This window comes from Aeromonas sp. sif0611, assembly GCF_019218845.1.
Taxonomy (GTDB): Bacteria; Pseudomonadota; Gammaproteobacteria; order Enterobacterales; family Aeromonadaceae; genus Aeromonas; species Aeromonas media.
In genome coordinates this window covers 143,443-157,172 of record NZ_JAHUWU010000007.1, presented here as the reverse complement: position 1 = coordinate 157,172, position 13,730 = coordinate 143,443, and the positions used below count along the sequence as shown (strand labels likewise).

The window sequence follows — 13,730 nt, the reverse complement described above, 5'->3', positions numbered from 1 at the left end:
GTGTTCAACAATCGTGTGGTGTCCGACAAGAGATCGGATGGCGACACGGCCTATAATCGAGGTTGTCCATGAAAGCTGGTATCCATCCTGACTACGTAGCCATCACCGCCAAGTGCTCTTGCGGTAACGTGATCAACACCTTCTCTACCCTGGGTAAAGATCTGAACCTGGACGTGTGCTCCGAGTGCCACCCGTTCTATACCGGCAAGCAGAAAGAAGTTTCTAGCGGCGGCCGCGTAGACAAGTTCAACAAGCGTTTCGGTGGTCTGACTGCCAAGAAGTAATCTTACTTCTGAAGAATTCTGAAAAAGGCGCCCATCGGGCGCCTTTTTTGCTTGTTGGCGTTCTGTATTGCCTCGCTTTGCCCTATGGTGGGTGCGAGTCCATGGGGGATGGCAAGGAGTGTCGGAATGCGGAACTGTCTGGTGATGGGTGCGGCGGGTTACATAGGTTCCTATCTGGTACCCCACCTGCAAGGGTTGGGCTACAGGGTGATCGCCGGTGCGCGCCGCCCCTGCCGCCTGCCGGAGGGGGTGGAGTTCCGTCTCGCCGACAGCCTCAAGCCCATCACCCTGCTGCCGGCCCTTGCCGGGGTGGACACCGTCTTCTATCTGGTGCACGCCATGGGGGCAGGCGCCGGTTTTCACCGGTTGGAGCAGCAGGGGGTGAAGAACTTCGCCGCCGCCGCCCGCGCCGCCGGGGTGCGCCGCATCATCTATCTGGGGGCCATACAGCCGATCCCCTGCAACAGCCGCCACCTCAACTCCCGTCGCCATTGCGGGGAGCTGTTTCGAGAGGCGGGTGTACCCACGGTGGAGCTGCGGGCCGGCATCATCATAGGCCCGGGCTCGGCGGCGTTCGAGGTGATGCGGGATCTGGTGTTCAACCTGCCGATGATGGTGACGCCGAAGTGGGTGCGCTCCCGCACGCCCCCCATCGCCCTCTCCAACCTGTTGCACTATCTGGGCGGACTGGTGGAGGCCGACGGGGTGGATGGCCGCATCTTCAACGCGGCGGGCCCCGAGCTGCTCAGCTACCAGCAGCAGTTGCAGAAGTTTGCCGCCCACATCGGCAAACGCTGCCCCATCATCCCCATCCCCTTCCTGAGCCCCCGACTCTCCGCCTGGTGGCTGCAGTTTGCCACCTCGGTGCCCCAACCCATTGCCAAGGCGCTGGTGGGTGGCCTCAAGCATGACATCCCGGCCGATGACGGTCCGCTGCGGGCCCTGCTGCCCCAGCACCTGCTCAGCTTTGACGAGGCGCTGACGGAGAGCCTGGCGCTGGAACAGAAGCTCGGCGCCGAGCAGCAGGGCCAGGAGACGCCGCTCGGCCTGCGCTGGCGTCACCCCGAGTACGGTTTCTACGACCGTACCGCCAGCGGTGAGGCCGAGTGCCTCGCCTCTCCCGAAGTGGTGTGGCAGGTGCTGCAGCAGCTGGGGGGCGAGCAGCGCTACTTCTACATGAACGAGCTGTGGGTGGTGCGCGAATGGATGGATCACCTGATAGGGGGCCCGGCGCTCACTCGGGGCCGCACCAATCCGGATCGCTTCGTGAAGGGGGACATGCTGGACTCCTGGCAGATCCTCGGGGTGGACGAGGGGCGCAGGCTGGATCTGCTGTTCAACATGAAGGCCCCCGGTGTCGGGCGGCTGGAGTTCAACATCCAGCCCCAGGAGTCCGGCCTGACCCGGCTGCGGGTGACCGCCCACTGGCACCCTCAGGGTGCCTGGGGGCTGGCCTACTGGCTCGCCATGCTGCCCTTCCACCTCTTCATCTTCCAGGGGATGACGGAGGCCATCGCCCGTCAGGCGGAGCAGAGGGCCGGTATACCCGTGATGGATTGAAACCATATCTATAACTAAATGGGTATTCATTGTCGGTGATACGTGCTGATGATTGGCTCATCAGCGGATAACGGCAATACTTTCTACTGTGAAAGCCCGAAGGTTTTCTTTATGATCCCGAGCCCTCGCCTGTGGCGAGCCAATGCACCACCACATTCACTTCCGTATCGGGGTCCCCCATGTCCGATCTGCGTCACGATCTTCGTCAACAAGCGCTCGATTACCACGCCCAACCCATTCCCGGCAAGATAGCCATCGCCCTTACCAAACCCGCCGAGACCGCCCGCGATCTGGCGCTGGCCTACAGCCCGGGCGTCGCCGAGCCGGTGCGCGAGATCGCCGCCAATCCCGATGATGCCTACCGCTACACCGGCAAGGGCAACCTGGTGGCCGTCATCTCCAACGGTACCGCCATACTCGGTCTTGGCAATCTGGGGCCGCTGGCCTCCAAGCCGGTGATGGAGGGCAAGGCCCTGCTGTTCAAGCGCTTCGCCGGCATCGACGCCATCGACATCGAGGTGAAACACGAGACCAGTGCGCAATTCATCGACACTGTCGCGGCCATCGCCGACACCTTCGGTGGCATCAATCTGGAAGACATCAAGGCCCCCGAGTGCTTCGAGATCGAACAGGCGCTGATCGAGCGCTGCGACATCCCGGTGTTCCACGATGATCAGCACGGCACCGCCATCGTCACCGCCGCCGGTCTGCTCAACGCGCTGGAAGTGCAGGGCAAACGCATCGAACAGAGCCGCATCGTCTGCATGGGCGCCGGGGCCGCCGCCACCGCCTGCATGGACCTGCTGATCAAGTGCGGCGCTGCGCCACACAACATCTTCATGCTGGACCGTCAGGGGGTGATCCACACCGGTCGCACCGATCTCAACCAGTACAAGCAGCGCTTCGCCAATGAGACTCCGCTGCGTACCCTGATGGATGTCATCGACGGGGCGGACGTGTTTGTCGGCGTCTCGGGCCCGGACGTGCTGCCTGCCGAAGCGGTGGCGCTGATGGCCCCCAACCCGGTGATCTTCGCCTGCTCCAACCCGGATCCCGAGATCAAGCCTGCCCTGGCGCACTCGGTACGTAGCGATCTCATCATGGGCACGGGTCGCTCGGACTATCCGAACCAGATCAACAACGTCATCTGCTTCCCCTTCATCTTCCGCGGCGCCCTGGATGCGCGCGCCAGCCGCATCAACGACGCCATGAAGATAGCGGCGGTGGAGGCCATTCGCGGCCTGGTCAAGGAGCCGGTCCCGGCCGAGGTGCTGACCGCCGCCGGGGTGAGCGAGCTCACCTTCGGCAAGGAGTACGTCATTCCCAAGCCGATGGATGCCCGTCTGCTGCCCCGCGTGGCCCGCGCCGTGGCGCTGGCAGCGGTGGCCTCCGGCGTGGCACGCATCGCACTGCCGGCAGATTACATGCAAGATTGAGCCGCCTGAGCACGACAAAAGGGGCCCCATGATGGGGCCCCTTTTCATTGGGAGCTTGTGCGCCTGTTACTTGGTCTTGGGGGTCACTTTCACGGCCGGTGCGGCATGGGTCGCCTTGTGATGCTTTTTCACCACCTTGGTCTGGGTCGCGTGGGGGGCGGCAGCCTTGGTCGGGGTGGCAGCCATGGTGAAGCCGGAGGTCAGGGCGAAGACAGCGGCCAGGCTCAGGGGGATCAGCTTTTTCATATTCCAGTTCCTCGTTCGGTTTGATGACATGGAGCGGCTCTCCATGACGTCATCCTAGGGCTGTTCGACCTGTGGTTCAGTGAGCGACTGGTGACGGTTTGTATCCAAATGTACGGGCAGTCTGAGGCATAAGCGGGCACCGCTGCTGCTCGGGAGCAGCTGTACCTCGCCGCCGTGGTGGCGGGCGATGCTGCGCACTATGGCGAGACCGAGCCCGGTGCCGCCGGTGCGCCTGTCCCGGCTCTGATCCAGCCGCACGAAGGGCTCGAAGATCTGGGGCGCCAGCGCGGGATCGATACCGGGGCCGTCGTCGGCCACCTCCAGCAGGTAGTGATCCTGCTGCCGACTCATGGCGAGGCTCACCCGGCTGGTGGCGTGGCGCAGGGCGTTGCCGATGAGGTTTTCCAGCGCCCGATCCAGCAGGCGGATGTCGCCGTGCCAGGGCAAGGCCATGGCCGGGCGTACGAAATCGAGCCGGGTCTGTGGCCGCAGCGCCTGCCAGTCCGGGAGGCGGCTACCGGCCCAACTGGCCAGTTCCAGCTCGCTGAACTGCAGCGGCAGCTCAGGGCGATCCAGCCTGGCGTAGGTGAGCATCTCCTCGATGAGGGCGTCCAGGGCGCCGAGATCCCGCTCCAGCCCCTGCTGCTCCTCGGTGGTGGGAGGCTCGGCCAGCATGGCGAGCCGGTAGCGCAGCCGCACCAGAGGGGTGCGCAGCTCGTGTGCGATGGCGTCGGTCAGCTGCTTGCGGCTGGCCAGCATGGCCTGCAACTGCTCCGTCATCTGATCGAAGGTGCGGCCCACCCGGCCCAGGCTGCTGCCGGGGGGCAGGCCGGTGCGGCTGGAGAGATCCCCATCGCCGACCCGGCGGGCTGTCTGTTCGAGTTGCTGCAGGCCACGCCAGTGGGGACGCAGCCAGAGCAGGATGGGTAGACCGAGGGAGAGGCCGATGAGCAGCAGCAGGCCCACATCCACCCAGTGCAGCTCGTGCAGGTAGGATAGGTAGGGCACGGGGCCGACGATCAGCACCTGATCGGTGCCCGGGATGCGCTGCAGGAAGGTGTCATCTTCCTCGACGATGACGATGTTGCCCGCCTCGAGAAAGACCTGATCCTCCCTGGCCAGCGGCTGGTTGGCGAGGGCCCCGAGCTGCAGCGGCAGGGTGAGCTGGCGGCTCTGCTCCGCCATGCGGGCGGGCCAGTGCGCCGGCGGCAGCCGGGCCAGTTCACCGGTGAGCAGGCCGAGGGAGCCTTGCATCATCCGCTCCAGATAGCGATCCCCCGCCCGCTCGGCACTGACCTGATAGACCAGACCGATGAGCAGGATGGCGAGGCAGAAGCAGCCGATAAGCAGCAGGTAGAACTGGATAAACAGGCGTCGCATGGAGGTTCTCCTCTTGCCTGGGTTGCGTCTTGGCGTTGTTTTGTTATCCCCTCATCGCCAACCCTTCTCCCGCAAAGGGAGCAGAGAGCATCAAGGTCATTCGGTAACTGTTTATTCCCAGGCCTGGGGCACCAGCAGATAACCCTTCTGGCGCACCGTCTTGATCCGGGTCGGGTTGTTGCTGTCATCCCCAAGCCGGCGGCGCAGGCGGGAGATGGCCACGTCCATGCTGCGGTCCTGGCCGTCGTAGTCGCGGCCCCGCAGGCTGCGAAACAGCGCCTCCCGTCCCAGGATCTGGCCGGCGTGGCAGGCCAGCTCCCACAAGAGATCGAAGTCGGCGGTAGAGAGGGGCACGCTGTCGCCATCGAGGCGCACGTCCCGACCCGGCCCGTCGATCCGCAGGCGGCCGAATTGCAGGCGCTGGGGCGGGGGGCTGGGAGCGAGCGGTTGGGATGCCTGCAGCCCCTGCTGGCGGAACTGGACCCGCAGCCGGGCCAGCAGCACGGGGGGCGGCGTGGTCTTGAGGATGTAGTCGTTGGCGCCCAGCTCCAGACTGAGGATCTGGTTCATGTCGCTGTCCAGCGAAGTGAGCATGACGATGGGACCGGCAAAACGCGGGCGCAGATCCCGGCACAGGGAGAGGCCGTCCTGTCCCGGCAGCATGATGTCGAGCAGCACCAGATCGGGCTGTTCGGCCTCCACCCTGGCGAGCGCCAGATCCCCCCGGGTCTCCAGCAGCACTTCGATATCGTGGCGGCCGAGCCAGCTGCTGATGAGCTGGCCTATGTCGGGATCATCTTCAACAAACAGAACGCGTGGCATGGTGGCGTGGCCCCCGGCGATGGCGCGAATGCGCGTGTCGCCAGCATAACGGCTGCGCCAGCGCTCTGCACCGGGATAACTAATCAAACAGGGCCCGAGGCCCTGTTCTCATTCTGCCTGTCGAAGGGGATCGGCGTCCCCTGCGGTATCAGCCCGCCTTGCGCTTCAAGTAGACCCCGGCCTCCATATGGTGGGTCCAGGGGAACTGGTCGAACAGGGCGAAGCGGGCGATCTCGTGGGTCTCGCCGAGGACCGCCATGTTGGCCTGCAGGGTCTCGGGGTTGCAGGAGATGTAGAGGATATTGTCGTACTCCTGCACCAGCTTGACCGTGGCGTCGTCGAGGCCGGCACGGGGCGGGTCGACGAAGATGGTGTTGCACTGGTAAGCGTCGAGATCGACCCCCTTGAGGCGGTTGAACTCCCGCTCGCCGCGCATCGCCATGGTGAACTCCTCCGCCGACATGCGCAGGATGATCAGGTTGTCTACGCCGTTGGCGGCGATGTTGTACTGGGCTGAATCCACGCTCGGCTTGGCGATCTCGGTGGCCAGCACCTTGCGGAAGTTCTGGGCCAGGGCGATGGAGAAGTTGCCGTTGCCGCAGTAAAGCTCCAGCAGGTCACCCTCGCTGCCTTTGGTCACGTCCAGCGCCCAGCCCAGCATCTGCTCGTTGATGGCGGCATTGGGTTGGGTGAAGCTGTTCTCCACCTGCTTGTAGACCAGCTCGCGCCCCTGCACGTTGAGCCGCTCGATGACGAACTCCTCTCCCAGGCAAATCTTCTGCTTGTGGGCGCGACCAATCAGTTGCAGATCGAACCCCTGGGCCCGCAGGTTGGCCTGCAGGGCCTCGGCAGCCTGCTGCCACTCCGCCTCCAGCTTGCGATGGTAGAGCAGGCTGACGCACAGCTGGCCGGACTGGGTGGAGAGGTAGTCTATCTGGAACAGCTTGCGGCGCAGCACAGGGTGCGGGCGCAGCCCTGCCAGCAGCACTGGCATCAGCCGGTTGATGAGCAGGCTGGCGGTGGGGAAGCTGTCGACCCGGATGATCTCCTTGGTGGCCTGGGCATACATGCAGTGGAAGAGGTCATCCCCCTCGTGCCAGATGCGGAACTCGGCGCGCATCCGGTAGTGCTCGGCGGGGGAGGCATGGACCTCAAGCGCGGGCGGATTGAAGTCGGCGAACAGCTGGGTGAGGCGATCGCGCTTCTCGTCGAGCTGGGCCTGGTAGTCGGCGGGGGTCCGCTGGGATTGGGTCATAGATACCTCAGATGCACACCGGCAGGGCCGGGCAGAAACCGGGGGAAGGCCGCAGCCAACCAAAGGGTGGGGATTTTAAAAGGCCGTCGCGGATTGTCCAAGTTTTTTGTGGTCAAGAAGTGGCCAGTCGGGCCGATAACCGATCCACCAGTATGGCGGGAGAGTGATGATGCAGATCGATGGCATGGGCGCAGCCCAACCCAAGGGAGTGGGCATTGCTCCCAAATCGCCTCAACAGGCAGAGTCGAAAACGACGGACAAGGGGGATGAGGTCTCCCTGAACAAGCCCCCGAAGTGGGCCCAGGTGCTGATCCAGCAGGCGCTGCAATTCGCGCTGGAGATCAATGGCCAGCATTATCAGGCCCCCAAGAGTCAGGAGTTCAAGCTGGATCCGCCAGAGGCGATCACCCCGGAGACCTTGTTCGATTACGAGACGGTGGCGGACAACGTGCTGCAATTTGTCACCGGACGGCTGGGCGCGGCCCGTGCCGACGGCAAGTCGGATGAGGATCTGGCCAAGATGATGGAGCAGGCCCGCAAAGGCGTGGACATGGGCTTCGGCGACGCCAGAAAGCAGCTCGGGGACTGGGCGGACAACGAGGACATCAAGACCGGTATGGATCAGAGTTACAAGCTGATCCAGGAGGGGCTGGAGTCCTTCGAGCAAGAGTTCTTCGGCGAGGTCTCGACCACGGATCTCGGGGCGGCCAAGATGGCCAGTCGGCAGCAGGCCTTCCTCGAGATCGAGACCCGGGACGGGGACAAGGTGATGCTGAGGTTCAGCGACAGCTGGCAGTTCAAGTCCCGTAACGACGGGAGCGGCAGCCAGTTCAGCCTCAAGTCGAGCCAGAGCTTCGACTTCTCCCTGGAGGGGGATCTCGACAGTGGCGAGATGGAGGCCATCGGCAAACTGGTCAAGGGGCTGGACGAGCTGGCTGGCCAGTTCTTCGGAGGCGGGGAGGGCAAGACCCTGGCCGACAGGCTGGACGGGTTGCAACTGGACGACAGTCAGCTGGCCTCCTACTCCCTCAAGCTCAAGCAGTCGGCCCGCTTGAGCCAGACCTATCAGGGGGCCCATTCGCTGCAGGAGGGCCTCAAGCCGCTGGCGGACTATCTGCCGAAGCTGAGCCAGTTGCAGCAGCAGGCCGATGCCCTGTTGCCGCCTGCCCAGCAGCAGGCGTTGACCCCTGCGGTACTGGCGGCGCGAGGCCAGAGTGAGGGGGCAGAGGGCGCCGGTTTCATGGGCTTCAACCAGCGGATGCTGGAGGCCATGAGGCTGCTCGGCCAGCAGATGGCGACCACCTGATCCCGGTTCGTCACCTCTCTGATGCGGCGTTTGCCAGCCCGGGCCCGGGCTGGCAAACTGCCCTTTTCTCCAGCCAGACGATGCCATGAACCCCAAGAAGCCAAGAGACAAGCGCGAGCTCTGCTACCCCTTCATCTTCGAGACCCAGTTCCAGTGTGACTACGAGATCGCCACTGACGAGCTCTGCTGTCAGGTGGGGGCCGTGCTCTCCCATCTGGTGCCGGATGAGGATACCCGGCCCGTGCTGGCGGATCTGGCGACCCTGCAACGACTCATCTACAACCTCAACGGCTCGGTGCGTGGCAGGCTCGGGATCTTCGAGGAAGATCTGGACTGGCTGAAGGGGCGTTACGATCACTACAACGAGGCGAGCCGCGGCCGGGTGACCGGCTTCGTGCTGCCCCAGGGGCCCCAGCCCATCCCCACCCTGCACCTGTGCCGCTGCGGCAGCAAGAAGGTGGTGCGCCTGCTGGTGCGCCTCGAAGAGAGCGGCGTGCGCTTCGACTCCATCCTCTATCGTTTCGCCAACCTGCTGGCCAACTTCTTCTTCGTGCTGACCGTCTACCTCAAGCAGGCGTGGAATGTGCCGGAAGTCCCCTACGTCAGCATCAACTACTGAGGTTGCCGGGGTTTGCCGAAGCAACATGAAGAAAAACCGGAGCCTTGGGCTCCGGTTTTTGTTGTCAGCTCGACAGCAGCACCCTGGCCGAGTTGGCCGGTATGGTGAGCTGCACCTCCCCTTGCACCACCTCGAACTTGTCGCCGTTGAAGGCGTCGGTGAAGCGGCTGGCGGGGCTGGCGGTCTGCCACAGGGGCAGGCTGATGGTGCGCGGCTCCGTGGGGTGGCGGTTGCAGGCCACCACCACCTGATCGCTTTGCAGGGTCCGGGCAAACACATAGCTGTGAGGGCCGGCGTAGAGGGTCTGGATGTCCCCCCGGCGCAGGGCCGGACGCTGCTTGCGGATCTGGATCAGGCGGCGGTAGTGATCGTGCAGCACGTGATCCCAGTCTGTGGTGTCCCAGGGGAAGCAGCGACGGCAGTCCGGATCGTTGCCGCCGGAGAGCCCCACCTCGTCGCCGTAGTAGATGGAGGGCACACCGATATAGGTGATGAGCAGGGTGGCGGCGAGCCGCATCCGCTGCTTGTCCTCCCCCAGCAGGTGCAGGAAGCGGGCGGTGTCGTGGCTGTCCAGCAGGTTGAACTGGGCCAGCTGGTTCTTGAAAGGGATATGAGCCCGGGCCAGCTTGAGCCAGCGGTCCAGCTCTTCGGCGCTGATCCGGATGGGGTGATAGGCGATGTCCTGCCCCGCCAGGAAGGCGCGGATGGGGTGGGCGAAGCCGTAGTAGTTCATGGCGCCGTCCTCCTGATCCCCCTGCAGCCACTGGCTTGCCTCGAAGAAGTGTTCGCCGAGCACGTAGGCGTCCGGATTCTCCTGCTTCACTGCGCCGCGAATGGCGCGCACATGGCCGCTGTTGCCCATGGCTGAGCCCCGTTCCCCCAGCATGTGGATGACGTCGAAGCGCCAACCATCGATCTGGTAGGGGGCACGCATCCAATAGCGCAGAATGGCGTTGTCTGCCCGATACACGGCGTCTTGCACCTGCTCGCTTGAGAAATCCAGCTTGGGCAGGCTGCGAATGCCCTTCCAACTGACATAATCCCCTTCCTGATCGAAGGTGTAGAAGCTGCGCCAGGGGGAGTCCGGATTGCTCTGGGCCCCCAGCGGCGGGCAGAACCAGGGGTGATCGGTGGAGGTGTGGTTGACCACGGCGTCCAGGATGATCTTCATGCCGCGCTGATGCAGGTTGCGGGTCAGCTCGGCAAACTGGGCATTGGTGCCGAGGTGCGGGTCGACGCTGTAGTAGTCCTGGGTGTCGTACTTGTGGTTGCTCGGCGAATCGAAGATGGGGTTGAGGTAGAGCGCCGTCACCCCCAGGGATTGCAGGTAGTGCAGCTTGGCGTCTATCCCCGCCAGATCCCCGCCGTAGAACTCGCAGGCGCCGTGGCCTTCCTCGTGGCGGCTGACCGGTTCCCCCCAGGCCTTGCTGATGACCGCCTTGCCGCGGTACTGGTACTCGTGATGCTTGACGCTCAGCGAGGGGTCGCCGTTGCAGAAGCGGTCGGGGAAGATCTGGTAGAAGACCTGATCCTGTACCCAGGTCGGCGGCTGGTGATGGCTGTTGAAGCGGAAATGCTGCTCCCGCGGCGGCATGGCGGCGCTGACGCCCGCCCCGTGCAGCCACCACTGCTCCTCGTCGGTCAGACATTTGAAGCAGTAGAGGTGGATCTCCTGCCCCCTGGCCAGCGGCAGCTCGACCTGCCAGACCTGCAGCCTGTCCCGGGTCGAGACCGGGCGCATGGCCACCAGGTACTCCTCGTTGTCCGGCTCGTGACGCAGCCACACCTCGCGGATGGGGGCGTCCAGCTCGCTGAACAGGGTGAGCAACAGGGTATCGGCACTCTCTTTGAACCAGGGTGCCACCTGGGGATGAAATAGGAAGGGATGGGTCATGGTATCTACAGCATCAGAGGGTGGCCAGAGGCTACTGGGTCAGGAGGTCGGCGAGGGCATTGCCCTGTTCGTGAAGTTGCTCCAGCTGATCCGCCAGGGTGGCGGGATCCAGCCCGAGCTGGTCGGCCAGCGGCTTGGGGAAGCGCGCTATGATGGTCTGGGCCGGTACCCCGGCGTGCCAGGCGAAGGAGACGAAGACGGAGAGCCGGATCAGCACCGCCTCCTTGCTGACGGGATCGTGGGAGAGCGGATCCAGCTGCTGGGCGATGGCATCGACGAAGGAGGCCGACAGGTTCCAGCGTTTCGCCAGCTCGGCGCCGAGCTGGGCATAGTCGTACCCCAGCATCTCCCGCTGGGCCTCGACCCGGCTGCTCCCCTTCTCGATGGCCAGGTTGATGAGCCCGGCCTCCTCCGGCAAGGTGCTCTGGATCAGTAGCTCGCCGATGTTGTGAATGAGGGCGCAGGTGAAGGCGCTCTCCGGATCCACCGCCTTGGTCTGCTGGGCCAGGGTGCGGGCTATGGTGGCGACCTGGAAGGTCTGGGTCCAGAAGCGGTGCTTGTCAAAGCCAGGGGGGGCCTTGAAGCTGCTGATGATGCCGGAGGCGACCACCACGGAGCGCAAGCGGTTGAAGCCGAGACGGATCACCGCCTGCTCGATGGAGGTCACCTCGTTGCCCCGGCGCAGGGCGGCGGAGTTGGCCATCCGCAGCACCTTGACGCTGATCACCTGGTCCATGGCGATCTTGGCCGCGATCTCGTCGATGCGGGCATTCTCATCGTTGAAACTCTGCATCAGCTCGTGCAGCAGCTGCGGGATTGTGGGCAGTTGTTTGATCTTGCCAAACAGGCGATCCATCGACATGGCTGAGGCAGCCTCCATTGCGAACATTGCCTCATATTGTGCCACAGCTGGGTCAGTTGTTCCTGTCGGCGAGTGGTTTTGTGAGCCCTAGTACACCCAGTCTTGCAGTTTGTATTCCAAACGGTGCTGTTTTCCGGTCAGGATCAGGGTCTGTGGCGTGCCGCTCAGGGTGGCACCCTCGGTCAGGGTGGTCAGCACCGCCTGCTCCACGGCATCGAGCGGCGCCAGACAGGCCATCTCGGTGTTGCCCAGGCTGGTGACCCAGAGTCTGTCATCCTCGAGGTGGCCCTGGCCGAAGTAGCGGTTGCAGCCGGCGATGCCATTGACGGTGAGGTGTTCCCCTATCTCTATGTCGGGGGGATTGATGCGGCTGCTGGGGATGGCCTGGCCATCCAGCTTATCGAGCACCCAGTGGTGGTGCTGCAGATCTTGCGAGGCGAAGCGGGGAGTACTGCTGCAGGCGCTGAGCAGGAGCAGGGCGAGCAGCAGTAGCAGAAATCTGGGCATGAAAGGGGCTCCGGTGGGGGGAGTGACAAGCATACCCGTGCCATGGCCCGGGAGGCAGGGCACGGGGGGGCCGGCCCGACCGCTTCTGTCGCCCTCAGGGAGAGGGGGGTGTCGGTAAATGGCAACACCTGCCCCGGCTGAGCCTGCTTATCCATGGCTCCCCTGACCGTCTCAGCCGGCGAACAACCGCTCGGCGTAACGGGCGAGCCCCGAGGCCACTGAGCCGAAGTCATCGCCTCCCTCCAGGGGCACTGCGGGCAGCTTCTGGCGAATGAAGGCCTTGATGAGGGGGGAGCGGGCGCTGCCACCGGTGACGAAGATCCGGTCCGGCGCCACGCCGGCGGCGGCGATCGCCTCGTCCATCAGCTCGCCGATCTTCTCCAGCAGGGGGGCCGAGGCACTGGCCAGCTGAGGGCGGGTGAGTTCTGCCTCCAACCCCTTCTCCAGCTCGTTCAGGGTCTGGTGATTGAGCTCGTGGTCGGAGAGGGCGATCTTGCCCTGCTCGGCGCGCCACACCAGCTGGTGGCTCAGCTTGTGGGCTCGCAGGCTGGCGAGCCGTGAGAGCTTGCTGCCAGGCTGGCTGTCGAGCTGCAGATCCTGCAGCTGGCGGACGGTATCCAGGCTGTAGAAGCGGCTCTGGGCGCTGACGTCGTTGATGGCGGCCGCGTCCCAGAACAGCGGGTGGGGCAGTGGCTTGCCGGTCTTGAGGGTCTCGTGCATGCCGAGCAGTGGCATCATGCCCTCCACCGTCAGCCGGATGTCGAAGTCGTTGCCGCCGATGCGCTGGCCGCTGTGGCCGAGCAGATCGCCGCTGCGATCCAGCCGGTCGCGGTGGCTGGGGCCCATGCGCAGCATGGAGCAGTCCGTGGTACCGCCGCCTATGTCCACCACCAGCACCACGGCATCCTCGCTGAGTCGCGCCTCGAACTCGAAGCCGGCGGCCACCGGCTCGTAGAGAAACTCCACCCGCTCGAAGCCGGCGAGTCGGGCCGCCTCACCCAGGATGGCGATGGCCTGGCGGTTGCTCTCCTCCCCGGCCAGCCCCTGGAAGTTGACCGGGCGACCGATCACCGCCTGGCGCACCGGGGCACCTGTCTGCTGCTCCGCCTCGTGGCGGACGTGCAGCATCATGGCGCAGACGATGTCCTCGAACAGGGCTATCTGGGGCGCCTTGAGGCCGTAGGCCCCGAGGAAGGATTTCGGCGACTTGATGTAGTAACCGTCATCCGGCTCCTCCAGGTAGCGCTCCAGCGCCGCCCCGCCGAAGCTGAGCTCGTCGATGAGCCCCTCTTCGCGCATCTGGCGGCGCACCGCCTGGGCCCGGGTCACCACGGGGCCCCGCAGCTTGAGGTACTCCGCCTGCTGCGTACTTGCCAGCCGTTCGGCCAGCAGGCCGGCGATGGCGTCCCGGTGCGGGGCGTGCAGGGTGGAGGGGAGGTAGTGGGAACCGGAGAGGGTCAGCAGCCTGGGGCTGCCCTGTTCCATCACGGCGACGGCACAGTTGGAGGTACCGTAATCAAATCCGATAAACATGGGTGCCAGACTCCAGAGTAAAAAAG

The 13,730-nt window shown here is 64.6% G+C and carries 13 protein-coding genes; 5 read left to right on the top strand and 8 right to left on the bottom strand.

Going from position 1 to position 13,730, the window contains the following annotated elements; translation table 11 throughout:
- Positions 1-68: 68 nt before the first annotated feature.
- From rpmE to KW824_RS16580, 3 genes are all read left to right on the top strand, one after another.
- Complete coding sequence (gene rpmE, locus KW824_RS16590; protein WP_041206593.1) at positions 69-284, top strand: 50S ribosomal protein L31; 216 nt, start codon at positions 69-71, stop codon at positions 282-284.
- 126 nt (positions 285-410) lie between these two features.
- Complete coding sequence (locus KW824_RS16585; protein ID WP_005325436.1) at positions 411-1,844, top strand: DUF2867 domain-containing protein; 1,434 nt, start codon at positions 411-413, stop codon at positions 1,842-1,844.
- 179 nt (positions 1,845-2,023) lie between these two features.
- A complete protein-coding gene (locus KW824_RS16580) occupies positions 2,024-3,280 on the top strand; it encodes a malic enzyme-like NAD(P)-binding protein (protein WP_043128735.1) in 1,257 nt (418 codons plus the stop codon).
- Between the two features lie 66 nt (positions 3,281-3,346).
- Here the strand turns inward: KW824_RS16580 and KW824_RS16575 are convergent, their stop codons facing one another.
- The 4 genes from KW824_RS16575 to trmA form a co-directional block, all read right to left on the bottom strand.
- Positions 3,347-3,526 carry a hypothetical protein gene (locus KW824_RS16575; protein ID WP_218410350.1) on the bottom strand — a complete coding sequence of 60 codons (180 nt, stop codon included), beginning with the start codon at positions 3,524-3,526 and terminating at the stop codon, positions 3,347-3,349.
- Between the two features lie 54 nt (positions 3,527-3,580).
- Positions 3,581-4,906, bottom strand: a complete 1,326-nt coding sequence (gene rstB / locus KW824_RS16570) for a two-component system sensor histidine kinase RstB (RefSeq protein WP_218410349.1) — start codon at positions 4,904-4,906, stop codon at positions 3,581-3,583.
- Between the two features lie 111 nt (positions 4,907-5,017).
- A complete protein-coding gene (rstA, locus tag KW824_RS16565; protein ID WP_218410373.1) occupies positions 5,018-5,728 on the bottom strand; it encodes a two-component system response regulator RstA in 711 nt (236 codons plus the stop codon).
- A 148-nt stretch (positions 5,729-5,876) separates the two neighbouring features.
- Positions 5,877-6,983 carry a tRNA (uridine(54)-C5)-methyltransferase TrmA gene (gene trmA / locus KW824_RS16560; RefSeq protein ID WP_218410348.1) on the bottom strand — a complete coding sequence of 369 codons (1,107 nt, stop codon included), beginning with the start codon at positions 6,981-6,983 and terminating at the stop codon, positions 5,877-5,879.
- A gap of 169 nt (positions 6,984-7,152) precedes the next feature.
- On the opposite strand from trmA, the gene KW824_RS16555 reads away from it, so the two are divergent.
- Together KW824_RS16555 and KW824_RS16550 are read left to right on the top strand one after the other, a co-directional pair.
- Positions 7,153-8,289, top strand: a complete 1,137-nt coding sequence (locus KW824_RS16555) for a DUF5610 domain-containing protein (RefSeq protein WP_218410372.1) — start codon at positions 7,153-7,155, stop codon at positions 8,287-8,289.
- A gap of 85 nt (positions 8,290-8,374) precedes the next feature.
- The gene (locus tag KW824_RS16550) at positions 8,375-8,908 is read left to right on the top strand and encodes an ATP--cob(I)alamin adenosyltransferase (protein WP_005325467.1); all 534 of its coding nucleotides are present in this window, start codon (positions 8,375-8,377) and stop codon (positions 8,906-8,908) included.
- Between the two features lie 64 nt (positions 8,909-8,972).
- Here KW824_RS16550 and malZ read toward each other — a convergent pair whose 3' ends face one another.
- The 4 genes from malZ to yegD all read right to left on the bottom strand — a co-directional run bounded on the left by malZ (position 8,973) and on the right by yegD (position 13,704).
- Positions 8,973-10,802 (bottom strand): maltodextrin glucosidase, encoded by a 1,830-nt coding sequence (gene malZ, locus KW824_RS16545; RefSeq protein WP_171269375.1) that lies wholly within the window; start codon positions 10,800-10,802, stop codon positions 8,973-8,975.
- A gap of 31 nt (positions 10,803-10,833) precedes the next feature.
- On the bottom strand, positions 10,834-11,682 hold the full coding sequence (locus KW824_RS16540; protein ID WP_005325471.1) for an HDOD domain-containing protein: 849 nt from the start codon (positions 11,680-11,682) through the stop codon (positions 10,834-10,836).
- 69 nt (positions 11,683-11,751) lie between these two features.
- Entirely contained in the window at positions 11,752-12,171 is a 420-nt protein-coding gene (locus KW824_RS16535) for an META domain-containing protein (RefSeq protein ID WP_218410347.1), read from the bottom strand.
- Between the two features lie 171 nt (positions 12,172-12,342).
- Positions 12,343-13,704, bottom strand: coding sequence for a molecular chaperone (gene yegD, locus KW824_RS16530; RefSeq protein WP_218410346.1), 1,362 nt, complete (start codon positions 13,702-13,704; stop codon positions 12,343-12,345).
- Between the last annotated feature and the right edge of the window lie 26 nt (positions 13,705-13,730).

Excerpts from the sequence above, each read along its gene's own strand:
- KW824_RS16540 (WP_005325471.1), bottom strand. The coding sequence starts at position 11,682 with ATGGAGGCTGCCTCAGCCATGTCGATGGATCGCCTGTTTGGCAAGATC.
- KW824_RS16555 (WP_218410372.1), top strand. The coding sequence starts at position 7,153 with ATGCAGATCGATGGCATGGGCGCAGCCCAACCCAAGGGAGTGGGCATT.
- KW824_RS16550 (WP_005325467.1), top strand. The coding sequence starts at position 8,375 with ATGAACCCCAAGAAGCCAAGAGACAAGCGCGAGCTCTGCTACCCCTTC.
- rstB (WP_218410349.1), bottom strand. The coding sequence starts at position 4,906 with ATGCGACGCCTGTTTATCCAGTTCTACCTGCTGCTTATCGGCTGCTTC.
- trmA (WP_218410348.1), bottom strand. The coding sequence starts at position 6,983 with ATGACCCAATCCCAGCGGACCCCCGCCGACTACCAGGCCCAGCTCGAC.
- KW824_RS16575 (WP_218410350.1), bottom strand. The coding sequence starts at position 3,526 with ATGAAAAAGCTGATCCCCCTGAGCCTGGCCGCTGTCTTCGCCCTGACC.
- rpmE (WP_041206593.1), top strand. The coding sequence starts at position 69 with ATGAAAGCTGGTATCCATCCTGACTACGTAGCCATCACCGCCAAGTGC.
- KW824_RS16535 (WP_218410347.1), bottom strand. The coding sequence starts at position 12,171 with ATGCCCAGATTTCTGCTACTGCTGCTCGCCCTGCTCCTGCTCAGCGCC.
- rstA (WP_218410373.1), bottom strand. The coding sequence starts at position 5,728 with ATGCCACGCGTTCTGTTTGTTGAAGATGATCCCGACATAGGCCAGCTC.
- yegD (WP_218410346.1), bottom strand. The coding sequence starts at position 13,704 with ATGTTTATCGGATTTGATTACGGTACCTCCAACTGTGCCGTCGCCGTG.
- malZ (WP_171269375.1), bottom strand. The coding sequence starts at position 10,802 with ATGACCCATCCCTTCCTATTTCATCCCCAGGTGGCACCCTGGTTCAAA.
- KW824_RS16585 (WP_005325436.1), top strand. The coding sequence starts at position 411 with ATGCGGAACTGTCTGGTGATGGGTGCGGCGGGTTACATAGGTTCCTAT.
- KW824_RS16580 (WP_043128735.1), top strand. The coding sequence starts at position 2,024 with ATGTCCGATCTGCGTCACGATCTTCGTCAACAAGCGCTCGATTACCAC.